We start from the raw sequence: 19,435 nt of genomic DNA on the forward strand, positions 1-19,435 counted from the left end.
ATTAGCTCCTATCCTGTTATGTTAAATTGGTAATCAATCTTGATTATTGCTTTACCTTTATCTTGTGTTTTTGAATCTTCATTATGTCTTATAGTTACTGATGCTTGTGTACCTGTTTTTCCGTTTTCTGCTAATTGAGTTACATCACCTAAGGTAAAATCGGAAACAACTTTATTATTTTCATCTACAAATTGAATGTAGTATTGATGCTTTGGTAATAATAAGGTATTACGGTATTTTGCCATAACTCCAAAATCAGATATTCATGAAGTATATCCTTCATCTTCTACTCTAACCTTAGAACTTGCATCACCTTGTTGTTTGAGATAAAAGACGTTATTTGTTCCTTTAATATTAATTGGTAAGAATTTTTGCTCACCTGTTTCAACATCTGTAAAACGAAGTTGTTTTATCTTTTTAGCATCTTCGTTAGAAACATATCCGTATAATGCTAATGAATCAATACGTTTATTTCTAAAGATACCAGCTACAGTTCTCTCTCCGATACCAAAATTACGTAATTGTGAAATAAAGAAAGCTCTCGGACGTGATTTAATTGGTTGATTTTTAAAGTCCTTTAGACGGATGTCATCATCCATAATTTCTTTTCCATTATCATCATAAAGTTGCATTCCAATAGCGACTTTTTGATAGCGATCTTGGAAGTAACCGTTGCTTTTGGTTATAAGTTTTCCAAAATATGATGAGGATCTATCCTCGTTTCTTCCGTTTGAATCAGAAACATCAGATAATTTACCTTTATATACACCAATTACTTTTTCGTATGTATCTTGTAGTTGCTTGTCTTGCTCTTCAAATAATTTAGCAATTTCTTCATTAAGTTTCTTGTTAGCTTCTTGTAATTGATTTTTAGATGCTATATTAGTTGCTTTTTCAGATTCTAATTGCTTCTTTTGCTCATCCGTGATTTGAGTTTTCAATTCCTTATCAATTTGTGCATTTCGATTATCGAGTTTTTGTATTTCAATTTGGTTTTCTGATGCTAATGATTCTTTGATTTGACGATCTAATGAATTTTTAAAGTAAATATCCTTGGTTTCATTAAATAATTTATCAAATGCTTCTGCTCTAACTGCATCAAAACTTGCATTAATAATATTTGAATAACTATTTTTATGTTCATTTCAAATTTTTAACTTAGTTGCATCAATTACATAATCTTGTCCTGTATATGCTTCGTTTGCATTAGTTAAGTATGTAGGCAAGTTACCAAAATCAGCTGTGGCAGGGACATATGTAGTTTGCACATAATCACGAGTTAAAGTTTCTGGAATTGAATATATATAGTCAGTAAATTTATCATTTAGCAAGTTTTCAACACGCGTAGAGTTATATTCAAGAATATCAGAAGAAGGATATCCATTGTTAAATACAGTATAAACCGCTCTTCTTAGGTATCAAATGCGATCATTATCACGATAACCTTGTCCTAAGTAAGTAATGATATTACCTACAAATTGATATAAGTCTTGTGTATTAGTAAATTCTAGTATCTTAGTAGCAGAATCTTTACCTACAATGCCAGTTATATAATCAGAGAATATTTTTTGCAACTCTAGTGCATCATATGATGTACGTTCTTGTGTTGGTGTGATAAGTTCATTATCAACCATAAATTTTTTATCAAAGTAAAAGCTGTCTGTAAAAGTATTACTTAAAATATCGATTCCGTATTTAGATGAAAAAATTGCTTGATTTTCTTTTAACTGAGTTGCTGGATTAAAGTCTGTAACTGTTCAGAAATAATCTGAATTTCTAAATCTTAACATTAATTCATTTGCAAGTTCTTGATCGCTTGCTGCTGCAATTCTTGATTTATTTTCTGCTGATTCATCTGAAGTTGCTACTGCTGCTTTAAATGCATCAAAATCAAATTTAGTTTTTACGTAATCAACATCTCAATTAAATTTAATTACGGGAGCACCGTCTTTAACAGTTAATGGTTCTAATGATGCTTTAGAATAATCAATCGATGTAAATTCAATAAATTTTTCGAAATTATCAAATGCTGCTGTTGTTTCGCTTTGATTTCCATTTTTAACTGTTGCTAAAAACTCTTTATTAAATGAGTTGTATAAATTATAGTTTTTTACAGTATTTTTATTAAAGTTGACAAATGCTATTTTTTTAACAAGAGCAGAAAAACTTCTAGGATTACGAATTATGCTTTGGAAGGTATCTTTTGAAACAACATTACCATCTGCATCGATCCCAGCTAAGAATGGAACAAATTTTTTGTCTTGATCAATGTTATATAAACCAAAACCACTAAACATTATTCCATAAGCCGGGTTCATTTGTGGACGACCACTAGCATTGTTATCACTGTTAAACTGTCTTGCATATGGTCATAAATCAGATTGCCCATTTTCATCTGGATTATAAAGGACTTTATCTGAAAAATGATTGTTTAGTATTAACGGGAATGTATATCCTTTTTGAATTTTTCCATCTTTAACAAAAGCAAAAACATTCAACAATTGAGCATAATATCCATCTTGAAATTGTGAACCTCTATTTTGGTTTTCTAAAATAAATCCTACATATGTATCAATTATTTCACTGAGGTTTGTGTATAAATCACCTTTATCTGTTAATGCTGTATATTCTAATGCGCGACGGGTTCCTGGTCGTTTTGTGTTATTTTGGTAAATTTGATCGATTCTGTTTGAATCTGCATCTAATTCAACTGCATCTGAACGGTATTTTAAAGAATCAACAAATCCGTTATCTGTAAAATTGGTTCCTTGAAGCAATGTTTTACGAATTGGACCAATTACACCACCAAAATCTGTATCACGGGTGTTTCAACCTGAATCTGCAAAACGGGTAATTAATAAACTCTCAATTGTACTCTTAATAATATTTGTTTGTTCACTTATATAATCAAGACTTTTTTCATCAAGTGGTTCATTTAATGGAACATTAATTGCTGGTTTTCCATCTTTATCAAAGACATTAATTTTGGTTGCTATAGTAGCGCCATTTGCATCTTTTTGTGTTTCAACTACTGAAATTGTTATTGAATTTGGGGAAGCAATTTTAATCACATCTTTAAGTGATTTTCCTAAACCATCTCTTATATTTTCAACAATATCAGAGATTGCTACTTCTTTAAAAACATAAACATCTTTTCCGTCTATTTGTTTTTTCTCAAAAGTTTTGTTTACACCCTCGATAAATGGATTTAATGTACCTGAATTTTCATCAAATGAATTAGCTATAAATAAATCACCTAATCTTGCTCCACGTAATTTTGCAGCTTCTTGCATTCCTTTAAAGTCTTGTAAAAATCTACGATCTTTTTCATCCAAAACACTGAACACATCACTGTTTGGAATTGGGTTTCCTCAAATTTGCTTGTCTGTTTCACGAACAAATTTTCCGTTTTTATCTTTAAATAAGAAGCGAATGTATTGTCCTGTTGTATCAGTATCTTCAGTTTGTTGCCCTAACGCGTTAACACGAACAAAATCTAAATTAGTACGTGCATTTAAATAATTGCGCAATGATTTTGCTGAATAATAAGATGTCTCAGTTAAACCACCACGAGTAGAAATCCCTCCAACAACAACGGCATTACTGTCTTGATTAAGTGCTTGTGATTGGTCAAGTGTATAATGGTGTCCATATTCATGGGTTGCAACATATTTTAAGAAGTCAGTTGATATCCCTTCGTAATTATCTATTGTAGCAGAAAGCAATAATGGCAATCCTATACGATCGCTATCACGTAATCCATAATAGTCACCTTCGACTAATTTATAATCATAAAATCCTTGATCGTTAATTGTTCTTTGAATATGTGGTCCATTTAGTTTTTTTGCTAATTGTGGAAACTTTTTAAGAACTTTATCAACTAAACCGGTATATACTTCGTTATAAATTTGATATTTACGAGTCGATAATCCTCTAAGAGGTCTACCATTTTTATCAACGATGCTAATATCTTCTGGGCCTGATTTAATTGAAATTGGATTAATTGAACCTTTGTACCCTACTGCATCTTTAAATTGTTCGAATAATTTATTTTCGGCATCACTCATATGCATCGCATCAAAAGTGATAATTAGTGGAATATTTGTATTAGTGTTTTCTAATGTAATTTCAAGACGTTTATTTTTAACATCAATTGATTTAACTTTAAATTCACGTAAACGATTTTTGCTTTCCTGGGGAACTTTGCTTCAGTCACGCAATGAATCAATCGAATTCATCGCTTCGACTTTTGATGCATATGCAGATAAATTAGCATTTTCATCAGCATAAATTCAAAGTGTTTGTCCTTCATATGCTTTAACATCAAAGAAATCTAGAAAATGTTTTAATTTTGGATCTAAAATAGCTTTAAATGTTTTGTAATTTATTTCAGAATATGGATCAATTTCGTTTTCAACTGCTGCATAGACAAATTTTGCATCTTTACCATCTGCATCCTTATAAGAAAATTCGATACTCAAGATTCGATTATCACTATTATTTGGTTTTGATGATGTTACTTTTGTAACTTTTGCATCAACTAATGAATCATAAGTTATTTTCGGGGCATCTGAATGCCCTGAACTATCAGATGTTGGTAAATTAACATCTTTGGTTTCTAATGTAAATGTATATGCTGTGAGATTTTTTGGTAAAATCAATGTATCTTCTAAACGTGTAGTTTTTGGAATAAAGATTTTAAAGGTTTCTCCTAATAATCTGTTTGGATTATAAAGCGATAAAAATGGTAGATTATTTGCTGAACGAGAATTTTTTATCGCAGAAGCAAGTGGAATGGTTGCTAAAAAGTTATCAACAGTAACTTTATCTTGTTGATCTTTAAATGTTGCATATGTAAGTGAATCGGTTCGGTTTCCCGCTCCACCTATTACTGAGTAAACTGGCATCGAACCAAAGAATGCATCAGGGAAGAATTTGATTTCGCTTACTTCTTTATGTAAAGTAGAATGCGATCCTAATGTAATCGCATTTCCGTTTTGTTCTACTCCTGGTACCAATCTAAAACTATCCAAGGTTAATAAATCTGGTCCTCATGCAACATTATTAATAAATCACTTGCTAAAGTCGATAAATTTATCTGGCTTTACTGCTAAAACATATTCATCATAAAATGTAAATGAACCATATTTAACTGCTAAGATAAAACTTTCATTGTATCTTTTATAGTACTCATTAAAAAAGTCTTCAAATGAATAAAGTTTGCTTTTGTTATCATTGAATCCAAATGATTTATAGTCAGGTGAAATAAATCCAACTGCATTTTCTTTTGACGGATCAGTGATAAAGATTTCAGGTGTTAATTCATGATTTTCATTATATAACTTAGAAAAATCGTTTTTCAGTTCTTCTTTACTTACAGGCAGCGATGAACCTCGCACCTCATCTGAGTTATTTGCATATCCATACATTGCTGCTACAGTTATAGCAGATGTAAATGTTATTATGCTGGCTGAAAGTAAAACTTTTGCTTTTAAACTAAGTTTTAGTTTTTTCATACTTCCTTTCTTTTTATAAGTTGGTTTGAATAAATATTCTATATAATTTTACCATAATTTTTCATATTTATATATTTATTGTGTTTTTAAAGGGTGCTATATATCATATGTTTTGAGCATTTTTAACATTTTTTAATAATTTTTTAAAATAATTTTGTTTTTAAGTAATTATTTACATTATTATTCATATAATTTGTTTTATCAGCATAAAATTTGTAATATCATAAAATATAAATTTTTGCTGATAAACTGTAATATAAAAAAACACACAAAAGTGTGTTATGGATGCTAATTAACTTGATATTTCTTTTTCATAACTGCGGTAAATTTCTGAAACACTTTCCCCAACTAATGATGCATTAATTACTTTACCTAAAAATTCACCAAGTGAAACTATTTGCAATTTTGAGAACTTGTCTAACATTTCATAATTATCTATACTGTCTGTTACAATTACTTTAGAAACATCAGGGTGATTTTCAAAAACTTCAAAACCCTTGGTAAAAATTCCGTGTGTTGCAGCAACTATAACTTTTTTAGCACCATTTGCTTTTAAAGTTTCAACTGCTTTTAAAATAGTTCCACCAGTATCGATGATATCATCAATTATTACAACATTTTTATCTTTTACACTACCTAAAATCCCCATTACTTCTGTTTGATTTACACCAGTGCGGCGCTTATCAATGATACATATTTGCACACTTTCTGAAATTAATTCAGCTAATCTACGCGCGCGCACAGTTCCACCATGATCTGGCGAAACAACTGTAAATTTTTCTCCTGTTGCTTTCAGAGCTTTTGCAATCGGATATTGTCCTCTTAAATCATCAACTGGTTTATCAAAGAAACCTTGAATTGAAGGATTATGTAAATCCACACAAATTACTCTAGAAACACCTGCTGTTTGCAACAAATCAGCAACTAATTTGGCTGTAATAGGTTGTCTTCCACGAGCCTTGCGATCTTGACGAGCATATCCATAGTAACTTAAGCATACATTAATTGTTTTAGCACTAGCACGTTTCAACGAATCAATAAACATCAAAAGTTCCATAATATTATTATTTACAGGTCTTGATGTGCTTGCAATTATATAAACATCCTTATTTCTTACAGTTGGAGTAGAAACCAGCATAACTTCACCATCAGCATATACTGTTCGATCTACATTCGAAAGTGGTATATTGATAATTTCTGAAACTTTTTGAGCAAGTTTAAGCGAATTATGCATACCAAACAAAACAATATTATTATCCATTTTTCCTTTCATTATAATTTTACCTTATTTATATTTTAAACTAAAAGATAATTAAATATTGTGTTTTGTGTATTATATGGTGTAAACATTACCAGATAATTAGAAAAATTATGAAATTGATTATGACTTGATATATCAAAGAAAAAATTTAATAATGTGATAGATAAGTATATATAAAATAAAAATGTATAATTATTAAATATAAGGAATATAATGACAGACAAAAAGAAAAGTAATATTATGAAAAATGTGCTTATTGGTTCATGATTCGTCTTAGGTGCTGCAGGTGTTTCAGCTGCTATAGCAATACCGACACATAATTTAAAATATGTACAATCATTTCCAGAAGATGTAAGCAAATTACGTCAAACATATAAGCAGTTTTTAGATACTAAAATTAGTATAATTAATAGTAATCCAAAAGATACTGATTGAGCATTAAGTTTTGACACAAGAGTAAAAGGTTTTTATGATGACAAAGGCCTTACTAATGATCAAAAAATAGCTAAACTTGATGCTTTATTAAAAGAACTAAACGATGGATTTATTGAAAGAAGTAAGAAGAAAAGTTTGGATTACATTGATAAAATCGGTAAATTACAACTACATGAAAATGCTTCTAATACTTTAAAAAGTTTTCAAGAAAGCATTGTAAATTTTTATAGAAACGAAATTCATAAAGCAACTTCTTTACAGTTAATTAATAATGCATATTTTGAATCTTCATCAATGCAACAAATCATAAAAAACCTTGATATCCTTGAAAAAAACAACAAAATTACATCTGAAAAACTTAATGAATTGATATCAAATTGACAAAAAATTAAAGGTAATTTAGATAAAGTTGAAGTATTAAGAAAAGATATCTTAAATCTTGCTAAAGGAAGTTAAAATCTACTTTATAGTAGATTTTTTATGCTAATGGAGTAAATATGAGACATAGATGGTGAATAAAAAAATTTTTATTTTTAACATCATCTGCATTTATTGCAACTGCTATTTCATGCAGTCAACAAAATGATGATGTATCAACTGTTAAAAGATTAAAAGGGTGAGGGAATGATGAATTTGTCGCAGAGAACCAAAAAAGTTTGAATAATGTAAGCTACCAAGATGAATATCAAAATGCAAAAATTCAAGCACCTTTTATCGCTAAGACAAAATCGAATGTAATGTATCAGTTAACTGTATATTCGTTTGCTGATGGAAATGATGATGGAATTGGTGATTTTATTGGTTTAACTAATAATTTGGATTACTTCGTGAATCTAGGAATAGACACATTATATCTATCCCCAATTCATCCATCTTCATCTTATCACGGATATGATGTTATCGATTATACTGCTGTTGCTCCCGAACTTGGTGGAATGCAGGCTTTTGATAATTTTATAACTAAGGCACACGAAAAAGGAATTAAAGTTGTTTTAGATATGGTTTTAAACCATACATCTTATGAACATCCTTGGTTTCAAAAAGCTTTAGATGGAGATAAAAAATATCAAAAATATTATTATTTTTATGACAACAAACCAACAAACGATAAAGATTATGGTGAAGACAAAGATGTAAGAAAAATCTTTAAAAATATTAATTATCATCAAAACCCAAAACCTGATACAAATCTAAGATATGCAGCAAAATTCTGAAAAGGGATGCCTGATCTAAATTTAACTAATCCGGATGTTTTAAAAGAAATAGAATACATTCATAAATTCTGAATCAAAAAAGGTGTTGATGGTTTTCGCTATGATGCTTTTTACCATTATTTTGGTAGCGAAAATTCACATAAACCAACCGATAGTGATGGATCAAAAACATCACAATTATTCTTTGATTGACGTGATGCATCTGATAAAGAAATTAAGCAAGCTATAGAAAATAATGTTGCTCGTTCTGATAAAGAAGTATTAATGTTCGGGGAATGATGAAAAAGTGTTTATGATGCATCAAAATATTTAATGTATGGAAGGTCGAATTATAAAGCTCTTGGTAGTGTCTTAGATGGAAATCATTATAAATATCAAATACATCCATTTATTAATTCTGATGAGGAAAAAAACTTAATCAATTATCTTAACAGCGATGAAGGTATGAGTTATTGATTACCGTTTTTAGATAACCATGATATCGATCGTTGAATAGCAAATTATAAAAAAAATGTAACAAAATCACCGTTAGGAACATCACATAGACTTAACAATAAAGAAAGAGCAGGTTATTTAGCGGCATTATTTTCTTTGCTTTCTCGTGGTGGAACACCTATTTTATATGACGGAAATGAAATATTAATGCAAGGTGGAGATAAAAGTAAAGGTGATGATAAAATTCGTGAAGCATATTGATGGAAAGATTTGCACAAAAGAGTTTATTTTAAGGATGAAAGATCAGGAAGTGATATTATTCAAACACAGGATTCAAAAGGTGAAGGATATGTTGAATCATTAGTTTCTGATAAAAACGGTGCATATGTATTAGTTTCAAAATTAATCCATTTACGCGAGCAATATCCATCACTTAGAGATCAAGATATAAAATATATTAAGAAACCATCAGACATTATCAAAAATGCATCAAATTATCCTAATAATTTAACCTTAAGAGATAACCATGATGGAAATTATTTATTAGTTGTATATAGTGACAATTTAGGTAGTTTTGAGATTAACCTAAAAGATGGATATAAATTTGATAAGGATTTAATCAATCAAAGTTTTCAAATGAGTGAAAAATCATTGAAAAGCAATTCACACATAAAAGTCGGAGTGTTTTTGATTAAAAAACAATAAAATTTCTGTTTATAATATAAATAACCTTGAAATATATTATTATTACACGAGATAAAAATACACTTTTGTTGCTTATATATGAGCTAAAAAGTGTATTTTTCTTTATTATTAACTTTATTAAAAATCAATAACGAACACTTGAACAAAAACCAATTTATTTACAAAAAAATAAAATTGTTTTGTCATAATCTATCTATAAATAAGCAAATTATGGAACAACTATCTTGACATATCAAGTTATCAAAGGAATTAATATCATATTTTCACAATTATTATGTGTTTTTTGTATTGCTATATTATAATTTAATCAGGATTATGAAGAAAAATATACATTTTTCAAAACCACCATTTAAAACTCGTTTTAGGTGGTTTTGATTAGGTAAATTACCACTTGAACGCAAATATACTCCAAAAATCTTAGAATATTTATTTTTACTCTTTGCAAACATTGTTGTACTTATTATAGAAATTATTTTTATCCAAATTATTATCAATCTCAGTAAATCTCCTAATGTTTTTAATGTTGAACTTTTCAAAACCTTGCAAAATTATTGAGTACGTATAATGCTTGCTGTATTAGTAATAAATTATTTAGCGATTGCTTTAATAACTATTCATGTAATTTATATAATGTCAAAAACAGAATTTAATCACTGGATAGGTTATGTTGCTTGTATAAGTGGTTTGTTATTACTCTCACCAATTTGTATTATTTTTTCTTTTATTGCATATCAAAAAAATGAAATTGCATTTGAATAATCCTGTAATTACTTAACAATAGATAAGGAATATTGAAATATGAAAATAAAAAAAGCATTAGTTTATACAGGTGGATTATTATCGCTTGGAGCAGTAGGAGTTGCTGTTTCTTGTGGAACAAGTGGTTCAGCACAACAAGACACCGGAAAAGGTTCTAAGAAAATTTACATCGCTGTGGATGGAGCACAAAAGGACTTTTACAATGAAGTTAAGAAACTTTTTGATGCTTCTGATTCACACACAAAAGATGGATTTACACTTGAATTTATTCAAAAAGGTGTTTTCGATGCATTAAACCTTGGTACACAAGGATTAAACGACCCAACTGTTCCTGATATTTTCTATTTACCTCAAGACCGTGTTACAGAATTTGCACAAAATAATTATTTAGCTGACTTAGATACATTCTTTGGAGATAAAGTAAATGATACACCAAAAGTACTAGATGATTTAAACAAAGTTGTATCGCTACCTGATGACCAAAAAGCTGATATTGTTAAATTCGGAACTATTAACGGGACACAAGATCAGAAACCTACACATAAATTTTTAGCAGTTCGTCATAACAAGGAAGGTCTTATTTTAGCATCAAACAAAGATGAAGCAGACACAAGAGCTGAACTTACAAATGAACATACAGATACATTGAAAGAACTAGTTGAAAAAGGTAAATTAGTCTTAAGATTACAAGACTTTTGATATGGTAATGGTATATTATATGGTGGGATCAAAAAAGCATGAGATTCATACACAGAAGTGCAACAAAATGAATTAGGTGGAAATTCATTATCTCAATCATTCTTCCAAAAGAACTTATACAAAAATAATGAAGGACAAGTTTCTTCATGATTTGTAAAAGGTGATAAATGACATGGATTACTTAAAGATGGATTAAAAGAAGTTGCTAATGTTTTATTTCCAATTATTCATGCAGCTTATGGAATGACACCAGAGGCATACAAAGAAACCGTTTGAGCTAAAAACGGATTAAGTCAAGGTGATTTACAAGCAATGTACGGAAGCGATATGGGTGTTGTTAACCAAACTATTTTTAGTGCAATGAAAGATAAAAAACTTGACTATGCATTAATTGGGACATGAGATGTTCAAAACTCAAGAGATGCAGCAAATGCACTATCATTCTTCAATGTAGTTCCTGTTGATGATGGAGCTCCATACATTCAGGCGGCCGGTGGTTGAGGTTATGGTATTTCTTCAAGAAACAACGGATCATCACCTGAAAGAAAGAAAGCACTTGAAGAAGTTTTAAAAGCAGCATTTAATTTCGATTCATACTATCAATACTTTAAACAAGATTCTAAAATACCTTATTCAGAAGCTCTATTTTCTAGAATGTCAGATAGAATCAAATCAGATAATACATCAGAAGAAACTAAGATACAAAATTTTGCAAAAAATTTAGGTTATGCTGATTTCAATGAACTTAATAGTAAACTAGCAACCGTTTTAAGTGAACTTAATGAATTAAAAGGAAGCTACGGAAAATGAGGTTTATGAGAATCAAAGGCTGATGAAAACAATCCTATCGCAGATGCTAACCAAGTTTCAAAAGATAAGATGAAAATTACATTCAATGGTTCAACTGAAACAAAAGCAAAAGTTGATGAACTAAATAATTCTTTGGTAAATGCATTGCCACTCAGAAATACACTTGCTGGATTAATGGGATCCACAACTAAATGAAGCGATGAATTAGTTGGTAGCACACCTGCACAACCATGACAGCTTGGTGCAGACAAGATGAAAGCAGGAGCATTTGCTACCTTAACAAACAAGGATAAGTTTGGAAATCTAGGTTTTGTTGATATGGTTCAAGATAAACCAGATGAAAATGGTAACAACGGAACATTCCACTTAAGAAAAATTGAACAATTTATTTTTGGTGTCAATGGAGATGACAATGGTCAAAAAGCCGCTTTAATTGCAAAGATTCAACAAGCAATGAAAGACAATAAACTCCAAGAATTTGAAGATCAAGTATTTGCTCGTGCAAAATTCTTCTCTAATACTGCTGCTCCTACAACTGTTTCTGATGAACAAATCCGTAAAATTGTAAAACTTTATTTAGCTGGATTTGAAAACTTTGCTAAGATTTCAACTTTTGCTGATGATTTTATGTCATCTAAGATGCAAAAGAAAGATGGAACATTATCTGATGTTACCATTGCTACCACTAAAAATAACATTGATGAATACAATAAATCAATTTCTGTAAACTTTGTGTTTAATGTTCTAACATCAAGCAAAAAACTTCAAGAACAAGGATTAGGTATTCTACAAGTACAACCAACCAGATTTGATAACTCTAATCCAAACCTAAAAACTGTTTGATCAAATTGAAACGATAAAACTTTTGGTTCAGCAGAATGATACAGATCATTAGGTGATAAACTTCAAACACAAGATAAGTTTTTAAGTGCAATGGAAGATAAATTATCAGCTGATTATACTGCAACACTTAATGCAATAAATTCTGGTAACTTACCAGTTAGAGTAGTATTCAAATAATAAGTAAGCTAAATGTACAGTTATACTAAATATAAAATAAATATCGAAAAAAAACAGTTTTATATTTTATTAACACTATTAGCACTGCTTACAGCAGTGCTTCTTATATGGGTATTAATTCCATTCGGATATGGAATTAATACTGAATCGGTGCCTATTGAAATAAGAAGTGATGCAGATAAATTGAGCGAATTTGCAAAAAATCAAGCCATTGCAACATTAGTTGCTTATATTGCAAATACCTTAGTTTTAGTTTTCTTTTTGATTTATTTACTACTTTTACGAAGCAAATTGAAAGCAGGATATATCTTTTTTACATGTTGGATTATTGTTTTTATTTTACTTACAGGTCTACCTTTTTTTAGGGGAACATCTTATATGAGTAACTTTCAAATAATAACAGGTGCATTTATATCTATTTTCTCTTTTTCAACTGTTATTGCTTTATTTACATTCAGTATGCAATATCATATTCAAAGAAAACTTCATTATTATGAATGGGTTAAAATACACAAAGGAAAGGCAAGGTAATTTATGGAAAAATTAAAGCTGTACAACTGATACGGTGAATCATTCGATTCAATATTACCTCAGAGTGCCGGCAATCTTAAATCCTATAAAAAACAGATTAAAAATGTCTTCTTAAGAACACAAGATCGTATTAATAACCAACAAAAAATAGACAAAGATTTGTTCTTACGAGCAAGGACAAAACTACAAGACAACCTAAAACGCGAATTAAATTCGCACAAAGTTGCTTACAAAAACAAGATAATAGTTCTTAAAGATTCTATTAAGAAATTATCCTTTTGTACCTCTTCGATTTCTTTGTTAAATTTTGAACTTAAAAAAATTAATGCACAACTAAAAGACATTAAATCATATGCAAAAGATTTTGTTTATTCATTAACAAAATCTGCTGATGATTTAGAAATTAAAGTCGAAAGTATTAAAAAACTACAGACTTCAACTCGTCTTTCAGAAGTGCAAACATTTAAAAAATACACTATCTTTTCTATTCTTAAACTTTATCTAAAACATGTTAAAGATACAGAATTTGATATCGAAAAAATACATAATTTATTGCTACCTAACGAACTTGCATATATCCAAAGATTAGGAGATTCAGCAAAAACATTCTTTAAAAACTTCTATGAAAATTTAGAGAAACAAAGATTAAGTTTATTTGCTCGTCGTCAAGAATTAAAACGTCAATATGAATCTACATATACTTTACAAAAAGAGTTATATACAAAAGAAAAAGAAAATATTATTCTTGAAAACAGACAAAAAATCCTACAAATCGAATATGAATACACAAGTAAACTGCAAGAACGAAAAAGTCAAGCTAAACAACAAAAGCTGCTTTCGTTAGAAAAAATAAAGCAACAACAAGAAAAAATTTTATCAGTTGAAGTTGCTAATAAAGCAGTTGTTAAAGAAATTGTTGATAAATCAAATTTAGAAGTTGTAAAAATTAAGCAATGATATAAATCCATCAAACCATTTTTTAAAGAACGAGCAAGATTACAAAATTATAAAGACTTATATTCATTACTTTCAAAAAACCTTAATAACTTACCAAAAATTGATTTTAGCATAAAAAACCTAGATTTAAAAGGTTTAAAAGTTAAAAATAACAAAATTCTTAATATTCTTAATGCTTATCAAGTAACCAATGATTATCCTTTTGTTAATATCGCTTTAAAAGAATATTTAAATTTTATTAATGTTTTAAGAGTTCAAAATGAATTTTCAATATTGTTAAAATCCCAATATAAAAATCTGCTTGCAGATGCAAAAGTTAAATATACATATGAAGGTGAATTTCACAAGGTAGAATCAAAAGCATTAAGAGAAAAGTTTATTGATTATCGACTTACTCGCATTAAATATTGCGAAGAACGGATTAAATCAAAGGTTTCTTTATATAATCTAAAACATTTATCAAATCAAAGTCAAAACGGTTCTGAATCTACGAATCTAATGGCTGTAATTAATAATCTTATCCAAAAACTAAATAATAAAGATGTCAATCCAAATATTAATAAACAAGAAAAACCTATAACTGAATATCAAGCAGAGAAACAAGTTTTTGCTTCATCCAAAAAACTTTATAAGAAAACTTATAAAGAAAATATAGCAGCTTTAAAAGCAAAAATCAAGACAAAAGAAATTACTAAGGTAGCTTTCAAAAATAAGAAAATCGAATACAAAATCGACTATAAAGAGGCTGTTACAGAAGCAAAATTAAAATCAAAAGTTTTATCTAACAAAGAAATTTTGAAAACTTCATTTTGACGTGAATTTGCTGAAATGCGAGTTAATTCAAAAATTTATGATAGCAAAATTAATGAAGCACAAAAATCAATACCAATTGAAACAATGAAAAATTTCAGATGACTTGCTTTAGTGCTTGGATTTATTTTCCCTGGTCTTTCTGAATTATTGTTCTTTAAACAATACATAAAAGGAATTTTACTTAGTTTAGGAAGCATCTTTTTATGAGCACTAATTGTTCCATTTTCATTTGGTGCTTACTGAGATAAAATGGGTGGAATTCCTGGTTTTAGCGACTTAGGAGCAGGCAAATTTAACCATGCAGAAGGTATTTTAACAGATGCTCGGATATACTTATTTGGTGGTGTTATAAGTGTTATTTTGATGGTAATAGTCATAATATACTTTGCTACATCATCGCTTAGTAGTTATCGGGTAGCAAAAAACTTAGAATATGGTTCTCGTCCAAGTAAATGATCACATACCAAAAGATGAATTTCGACAGGTGGATATCCCTGAGTGATCTCTATTTTAGGTTGAGTATTAATGCTTTTTGTGGTAGCTACACCTATTATTACATCAGTGCTTGTTTCATTTACTAACTATGGTTTTGAGCACTATGCTCCGGCACAAACTGTTAACTGAGTAGGGCTTAAAAACTGAGGATATTGATGAGTATTTCGTAACACTGGTATCTTTAGTGGTTTAGGACGTGTATTTTATTGAACAGCAATATGGACAGTCTTTTCAACCTTTATCCCTATTTCACTTGGTATTATAATCGCAATTTTAACAAATAACCAACGCATTAAGTTTAAAAAAATATTTAGACTTATTTATATTTTACCATGAGCTATTCCAGCATTCGTTACTTTATCATTTCTTAGATCATCATTTCAAGGTGGTGAAGTTGGATACATTAACAAAATAATGTTATCAATCGGACTACTAAAGGAGCCACGTAACTGATTAGGTGAAATCGGTACTGCTCGTGTATTGGTAATCGTGGTGCAAACATGAATTGCTTATGCATTTATCTTTATGCTTGTAACTGGTAATTTACAATCTATACCAAAAGATATTTATGAAGCAGGTGCTGTTGATGGAGCAAAAGGAAGACAACTATTCTGACATCTTACCTTACCATCTCTTCTTATTTCAATTGCACCGATGCTAATTGGTCAATTTGTTGGAGCATTTAATAATTTCACTACAATTTCTATTTTCACTGGTGGTGGGCCAAACTTTGCTAAAGCATCTGCATTCAATGAAGCATCAACTGATATTATTATTTCATTTGTCTTCAAAATCGCACAAGGAGCAACCAACATCCCAGGTGACCAAGCATTTGCTGCTGCCTTAACAACCTTTGCTGCTCTTATTTCAATTGCTATTGGTGCAAGAGGGTTTATTAAAACTATGTCAAGGAGAGATTAATGTTCGAAAAATGAAAACGCAAAAAATTTTATCAACATACCTTTGATAAAGTAAAAGTTCCGTATAAAAAATTAACTCCTAGACGAATTAATTTTAACGAAACTGATACCAAACCCTTAACAGCACTTGAAATATTCTGATTATTCTTTAACTACTTATTCTTAATCTTTTGAGCAATAATTATTCTCTTTCCAATAGTTTCATTAATTATTTCAGCATTCAATGTAAATAATGAACGTGTTGTTGCGGTTGTTCCATTTAAATTTGGTTGAGACAACTTCTCTTACTTATTCACCAGTCCTCGTAGCGACTTTTTGATTTGGTATAAAAATACCATCATAATTGCTGTTTTAACTATGGTGATATCAACTGTCGCTGTGGCATTAAATGGTTATGCATATTCCAGATTTAAATTCGCTGGATCAAAAAATTCATTAATGATAATAATGATGTTACAACTGATTCCGGCAACAACTGCTATTATTTCACTTTTCTTACTGGTTCGTTTAGGTAATAGCATTGGGATACCATCAATATTTATGTTAGTTATTATTTATTCAGGTGGAGCCATTTCAGCGAATACCTTTATGCTTAAGTCCTATTTAGATACCGTATCAAGCGAACTTGATGATTCAGGTAAAATCGATGGATGTAGCAACTGAGGATTATTCTTTAAAATTTTAGTCCCTGTTATTCGTCCTGCGCTTATTATGGTGGCTTTATGATCATTTTTAACACCATTTACTGATGTTATCTTACCTAAATTCGTACTTGCTGATTCAAAAGAAAAAACCTTAGCTGTTGGACTAGACCAATTCTTATCAGCTGAACCAAAACATGTTAATGCAGGAGCATATGCAGCTGGTTCGATTCTTGCTTCTATCCCTGCATTTGCATTATTTATGTACTTACAAAAATACATTGTCGGTGGTCTTTCAGATGGAGCCGTGAAAGGATAATATGTTTTTTAAAAAGAAAAAAGACACAAATAATTCTGTTGTAACAGAAGATAAATTAGATGATACAAGCGGTTTTGAAACCATCGATATTGATGCACTTGTTTCTGAAGTAGGTGAAATTTATGAATCAAGCAATGGTGCTGATATCAAATTAGTTAATATTTCAAAAAAATATGAAGGAAACGAAAAATATACACTTGAAAATATTAACTTAGATATTAAAGCTGGAACATTCTGCATCTTTTTAGGACCTTCAGGATGTGGAAAAACAACTTTATTAAGGATGATTGCTGGATTAAATTCAATTACTAAAGGTGATTTATTATTTAATAACAAAAGATATAACAACCTTTTACCTAATGAACGTAATATCGCAATGGTGTTTCAATCTTATGCTTTATACCCGCATATGAATGTTTACAACAACATTTCATTCGGATTAAAAATCGCCCGCGAACGTAAAGATGTTATCGATCGTCGTGTTAAAGATGTTGCAAAAATTTTACGTATTGATGACTACCTTTACCGTAAGCCCCGTGATTTATCAGGAGGACAACGCCAACGTGTAGCTATTGGTCGTGCAATTGCTCGTAAACCACTTGTATTCTTGATGGATGAACCTCTTTCTAACTTGGATGCTAAATTGCGCGAAAGTATGCGTCGCGAAATAGTTAACATTCATCGTATGTTAAATACCACAAGTATTTATGTTACTCATGACCAACTCGAAGCGATGACAATGGGTGATCAAATTGTTGTTTTTAACGATGGAAAAATCCAACAAAATGGAAAAGGTAAAGATTTATACTTTAAACCTGCTAATATTTTTGTTGCTAAATTTATTGGATCACCTACAATGAATACTTTTGATGCTATATATAAAGATAATTTATTGGTATCTAATGATCAAAAAATTCAAATTAAACTTGATACAGAAACAGCTGCATTATTAAAAGAAAACCAAAAAGTAGTTGCCGGTTTTCGTAGTGAAGACCTAAAAATAAGTTATTCCAATGCTGAAAACAGAGTGTTAGGTAAAATTGCAAATATTGAATTAATCGGTAAAGATCAATTAGTCACAGTGCGGATTAATGAAGATATTGAATTTATTGTTAATGCTTCTAACTCTGAAGAATTTGAATTATATTCACATGTTTATGTTGAATTTATCGTATCTCGCATCCACTTATTTGATAGTCAAAGCGAAGAAAGAATTAACTAATGCATAAGTATTTTGATACTAAAAACAACTATTTAGAACGTAAAATTTATTTAGCAATTATTTCTGTGTTTTTAGCAATTGTAATAATTTTGCAAGCAACCTTATACACTCGCTTTTATGCACAAATTCAACTTGAATATAACTACATTTTAAACAGCGATACAGCAGCCGGATTTACCCCTGCACAAGTTTATGCTAACTCACCTTCATATCAGTTAAAAGAAGTCTTTTGAAGTTTAAATTCAATCAGTATTTTTCTTTCATTGGTTGCTTTATTAACCTTGATTTATATGCAAGTTATGTTATATAAAAATAAATCAAATTCCGATAAAACATTTATTTACTTATTTGCTTTGATACCTGCTATCTTTATAGTTTTATTCTTTATAAATGCTTTACAACCAGATCAAACATTTAAAAATAATTACACACTTATTATAACTGATAATGCAAAATCATATACACCAATTCAAACAGGAGATTTACCTAGAATCAATTATACAACATCATGAATTGCGATGATTTTAGCATTTATATGTATTGTTTTAATAATAGTAACTAAGAAAAGATATGGATTTGTTAAAAAAGATAAAATTTTAGCAGCCAAAGCTCATGATACACAAAAGTTAAAAGTTGAAATTAATGCTTTATTAAACAATTCAAAATAATATTTACCAAGGGTT

At 29.6% G+C, this 19,435-nt stretch carries 11 protein-coding genes; 9 read left to right on the top strand and 2 right to left on the bottom strand.

From position 1 onward, the window contains the following. Window positions 1-8: 8 nt before the first annotated feature. Entirely contained in the window at window positions 9-5,516 is a 5,508-nt protein-coding gene (locus tag ACXYRN_RS01810) for a PDxFFG protein (RefSeq protein ID WP_458607448.1), read from the bottom strand. 292 nt (window positions 5,517-5,808) lie between these two features. After that, on the bottom strand, window positions 5,809-6,777 hold the full coding sequence (locus ACXYRN_RS01815) for a ribose-phosphate pyrophosphokinase (protein ID WP_458607449.1): 969 nt from the start codon (window positions 6,775-6,777) through the stop codon (window positions 5,809-5,811). 213 nt (window positions 6,778-6,990) lie between these two features. On the opposite strand from ACXYRN_RS01815, the gene ACXYRN_RS01820 reads away from it, so the two are divergent. The 9 genes from ACXYRN_RS01820 (at window position 6,991) to ACXYRN_RS01860 (ending at window position 19,420) form a co-directional block, all read left to right on the top strand. After that, window positions 6,991-7,668, top strand: coding sequence for a hypothetical protein (locus tag ACXYRN_RS01820; protein ID WP_458607450.1), 678 nt, complete (start codon window positions 6,991-6,993; stop codon window positions 7,666-7,668). Between the two features lie 41 nt (window positions 7,669-7,709). Next, window positions 7,710-9,566: an alpha-amylase family glycosyl hydrolase gene (locus tag ACXYRN_RS01825; RefSeq protein WP_458607451.1), complete on the top strand. Its 1,857-nt coding sequence runs from the start codon at window positions 7,710-7,712 to the stop codon at window positions 9,564-9,566. A gap of 315 nt (window positions 9,567-9,881) precedes the next feature. Next, window positions 9,882-10,325, top strand: coding sequence for a hypothetical protein (locus tag ACXYRN_RS01830; RefSeq protein WP_458607452.1), 444 nt, complete (start codon window positions 9,882-9,884; stop codon window positions 10,323-10,325). Between the two features lie 39 nt (window positions 10,326-10,364). After that, window positions 10,365-12,854 (top strand): hypothetical protein, encoded by a 2,490-nt coding sequence (locus ACXYRN_RS01835; protein WP_458607453.1) that lies wholly within the window; start codon window positions 10,365-10,367, stop codon window positions 12,852-12,854. Between the two features lie 12 nt (window positions 12,855-12,866). Then, window positions 12,867-13,385 (top strand): hypothetical protein, encoded by a 519-nt coding sequence (locus tag ACXYRN_RS01840; RefSeq protein WP_458607454.1) that lies wholly within the window; start codon window positions 12,867-12,869, stop codon window positions 13,383-13,385. Between the two features lie 3 nt (window positions 13,386-13,388). Continuing rightward, complete coding sequence (locus ACXYRN_RS01845) at window positions 13,389-16,571, top strand: carbohydrate ABC transporter permease (RefSeq protein ID WP_458607455.1); 3,183 nt, start codon at window positions 13,389-13,391, stop codon at window positions 16,569-16,571. Next, the gene (locus tag ACXYRN_RS01850; protein ID WP_458607456.1) at window positions 16,571-17,530 is read left to right on the top strand and encodes a sugar ABC transporter permease; all 960 of its coding nucleotides are present in this window, start codon (window positions 16,571-16,573) and stop codon (window positions 17,528-17,530) included. The genes ACXYRN_RS01845 and ACXYRN_RS01850 overlap by 1 nt, the downstream gene beginning before the upstream one ends. Continuing rightward, a complete protein-coding gene (locus ACXYRN_RS01855; protein ID WP_458607457.1) occupies window positions 17,511-18,752 on the top strand; it encodes an ABC transporter ATP-binding protein in 1,242 nt (413 codons plus the stop codon). Before ACXYRN_RS01850 ends, ACXYRN_RS01855 begins: the two co-directional genes overlap by 20 nt. Continuing rightward, window positions 18,752-19,420 (top strand): hypothetical protein, encoded by a 669-nt coding sequence (locus ACXYRN_RS01860; protein ID WP_458607458.1) that lies wholly within the window; start codon window positions 18,752-18,754, stop codon window positions 19,418-19,420. Before ACXYRN_RS01855 ends, ACXYRN_RS01860 begins: the two co-directional genes overlap by 1 nt. Window positions 19,421-19,435 lie beyond the last annotated feature (15 nt).

It is taken from the genome of Mycoplasma sp. 4423, assembly GCF_054353855.1.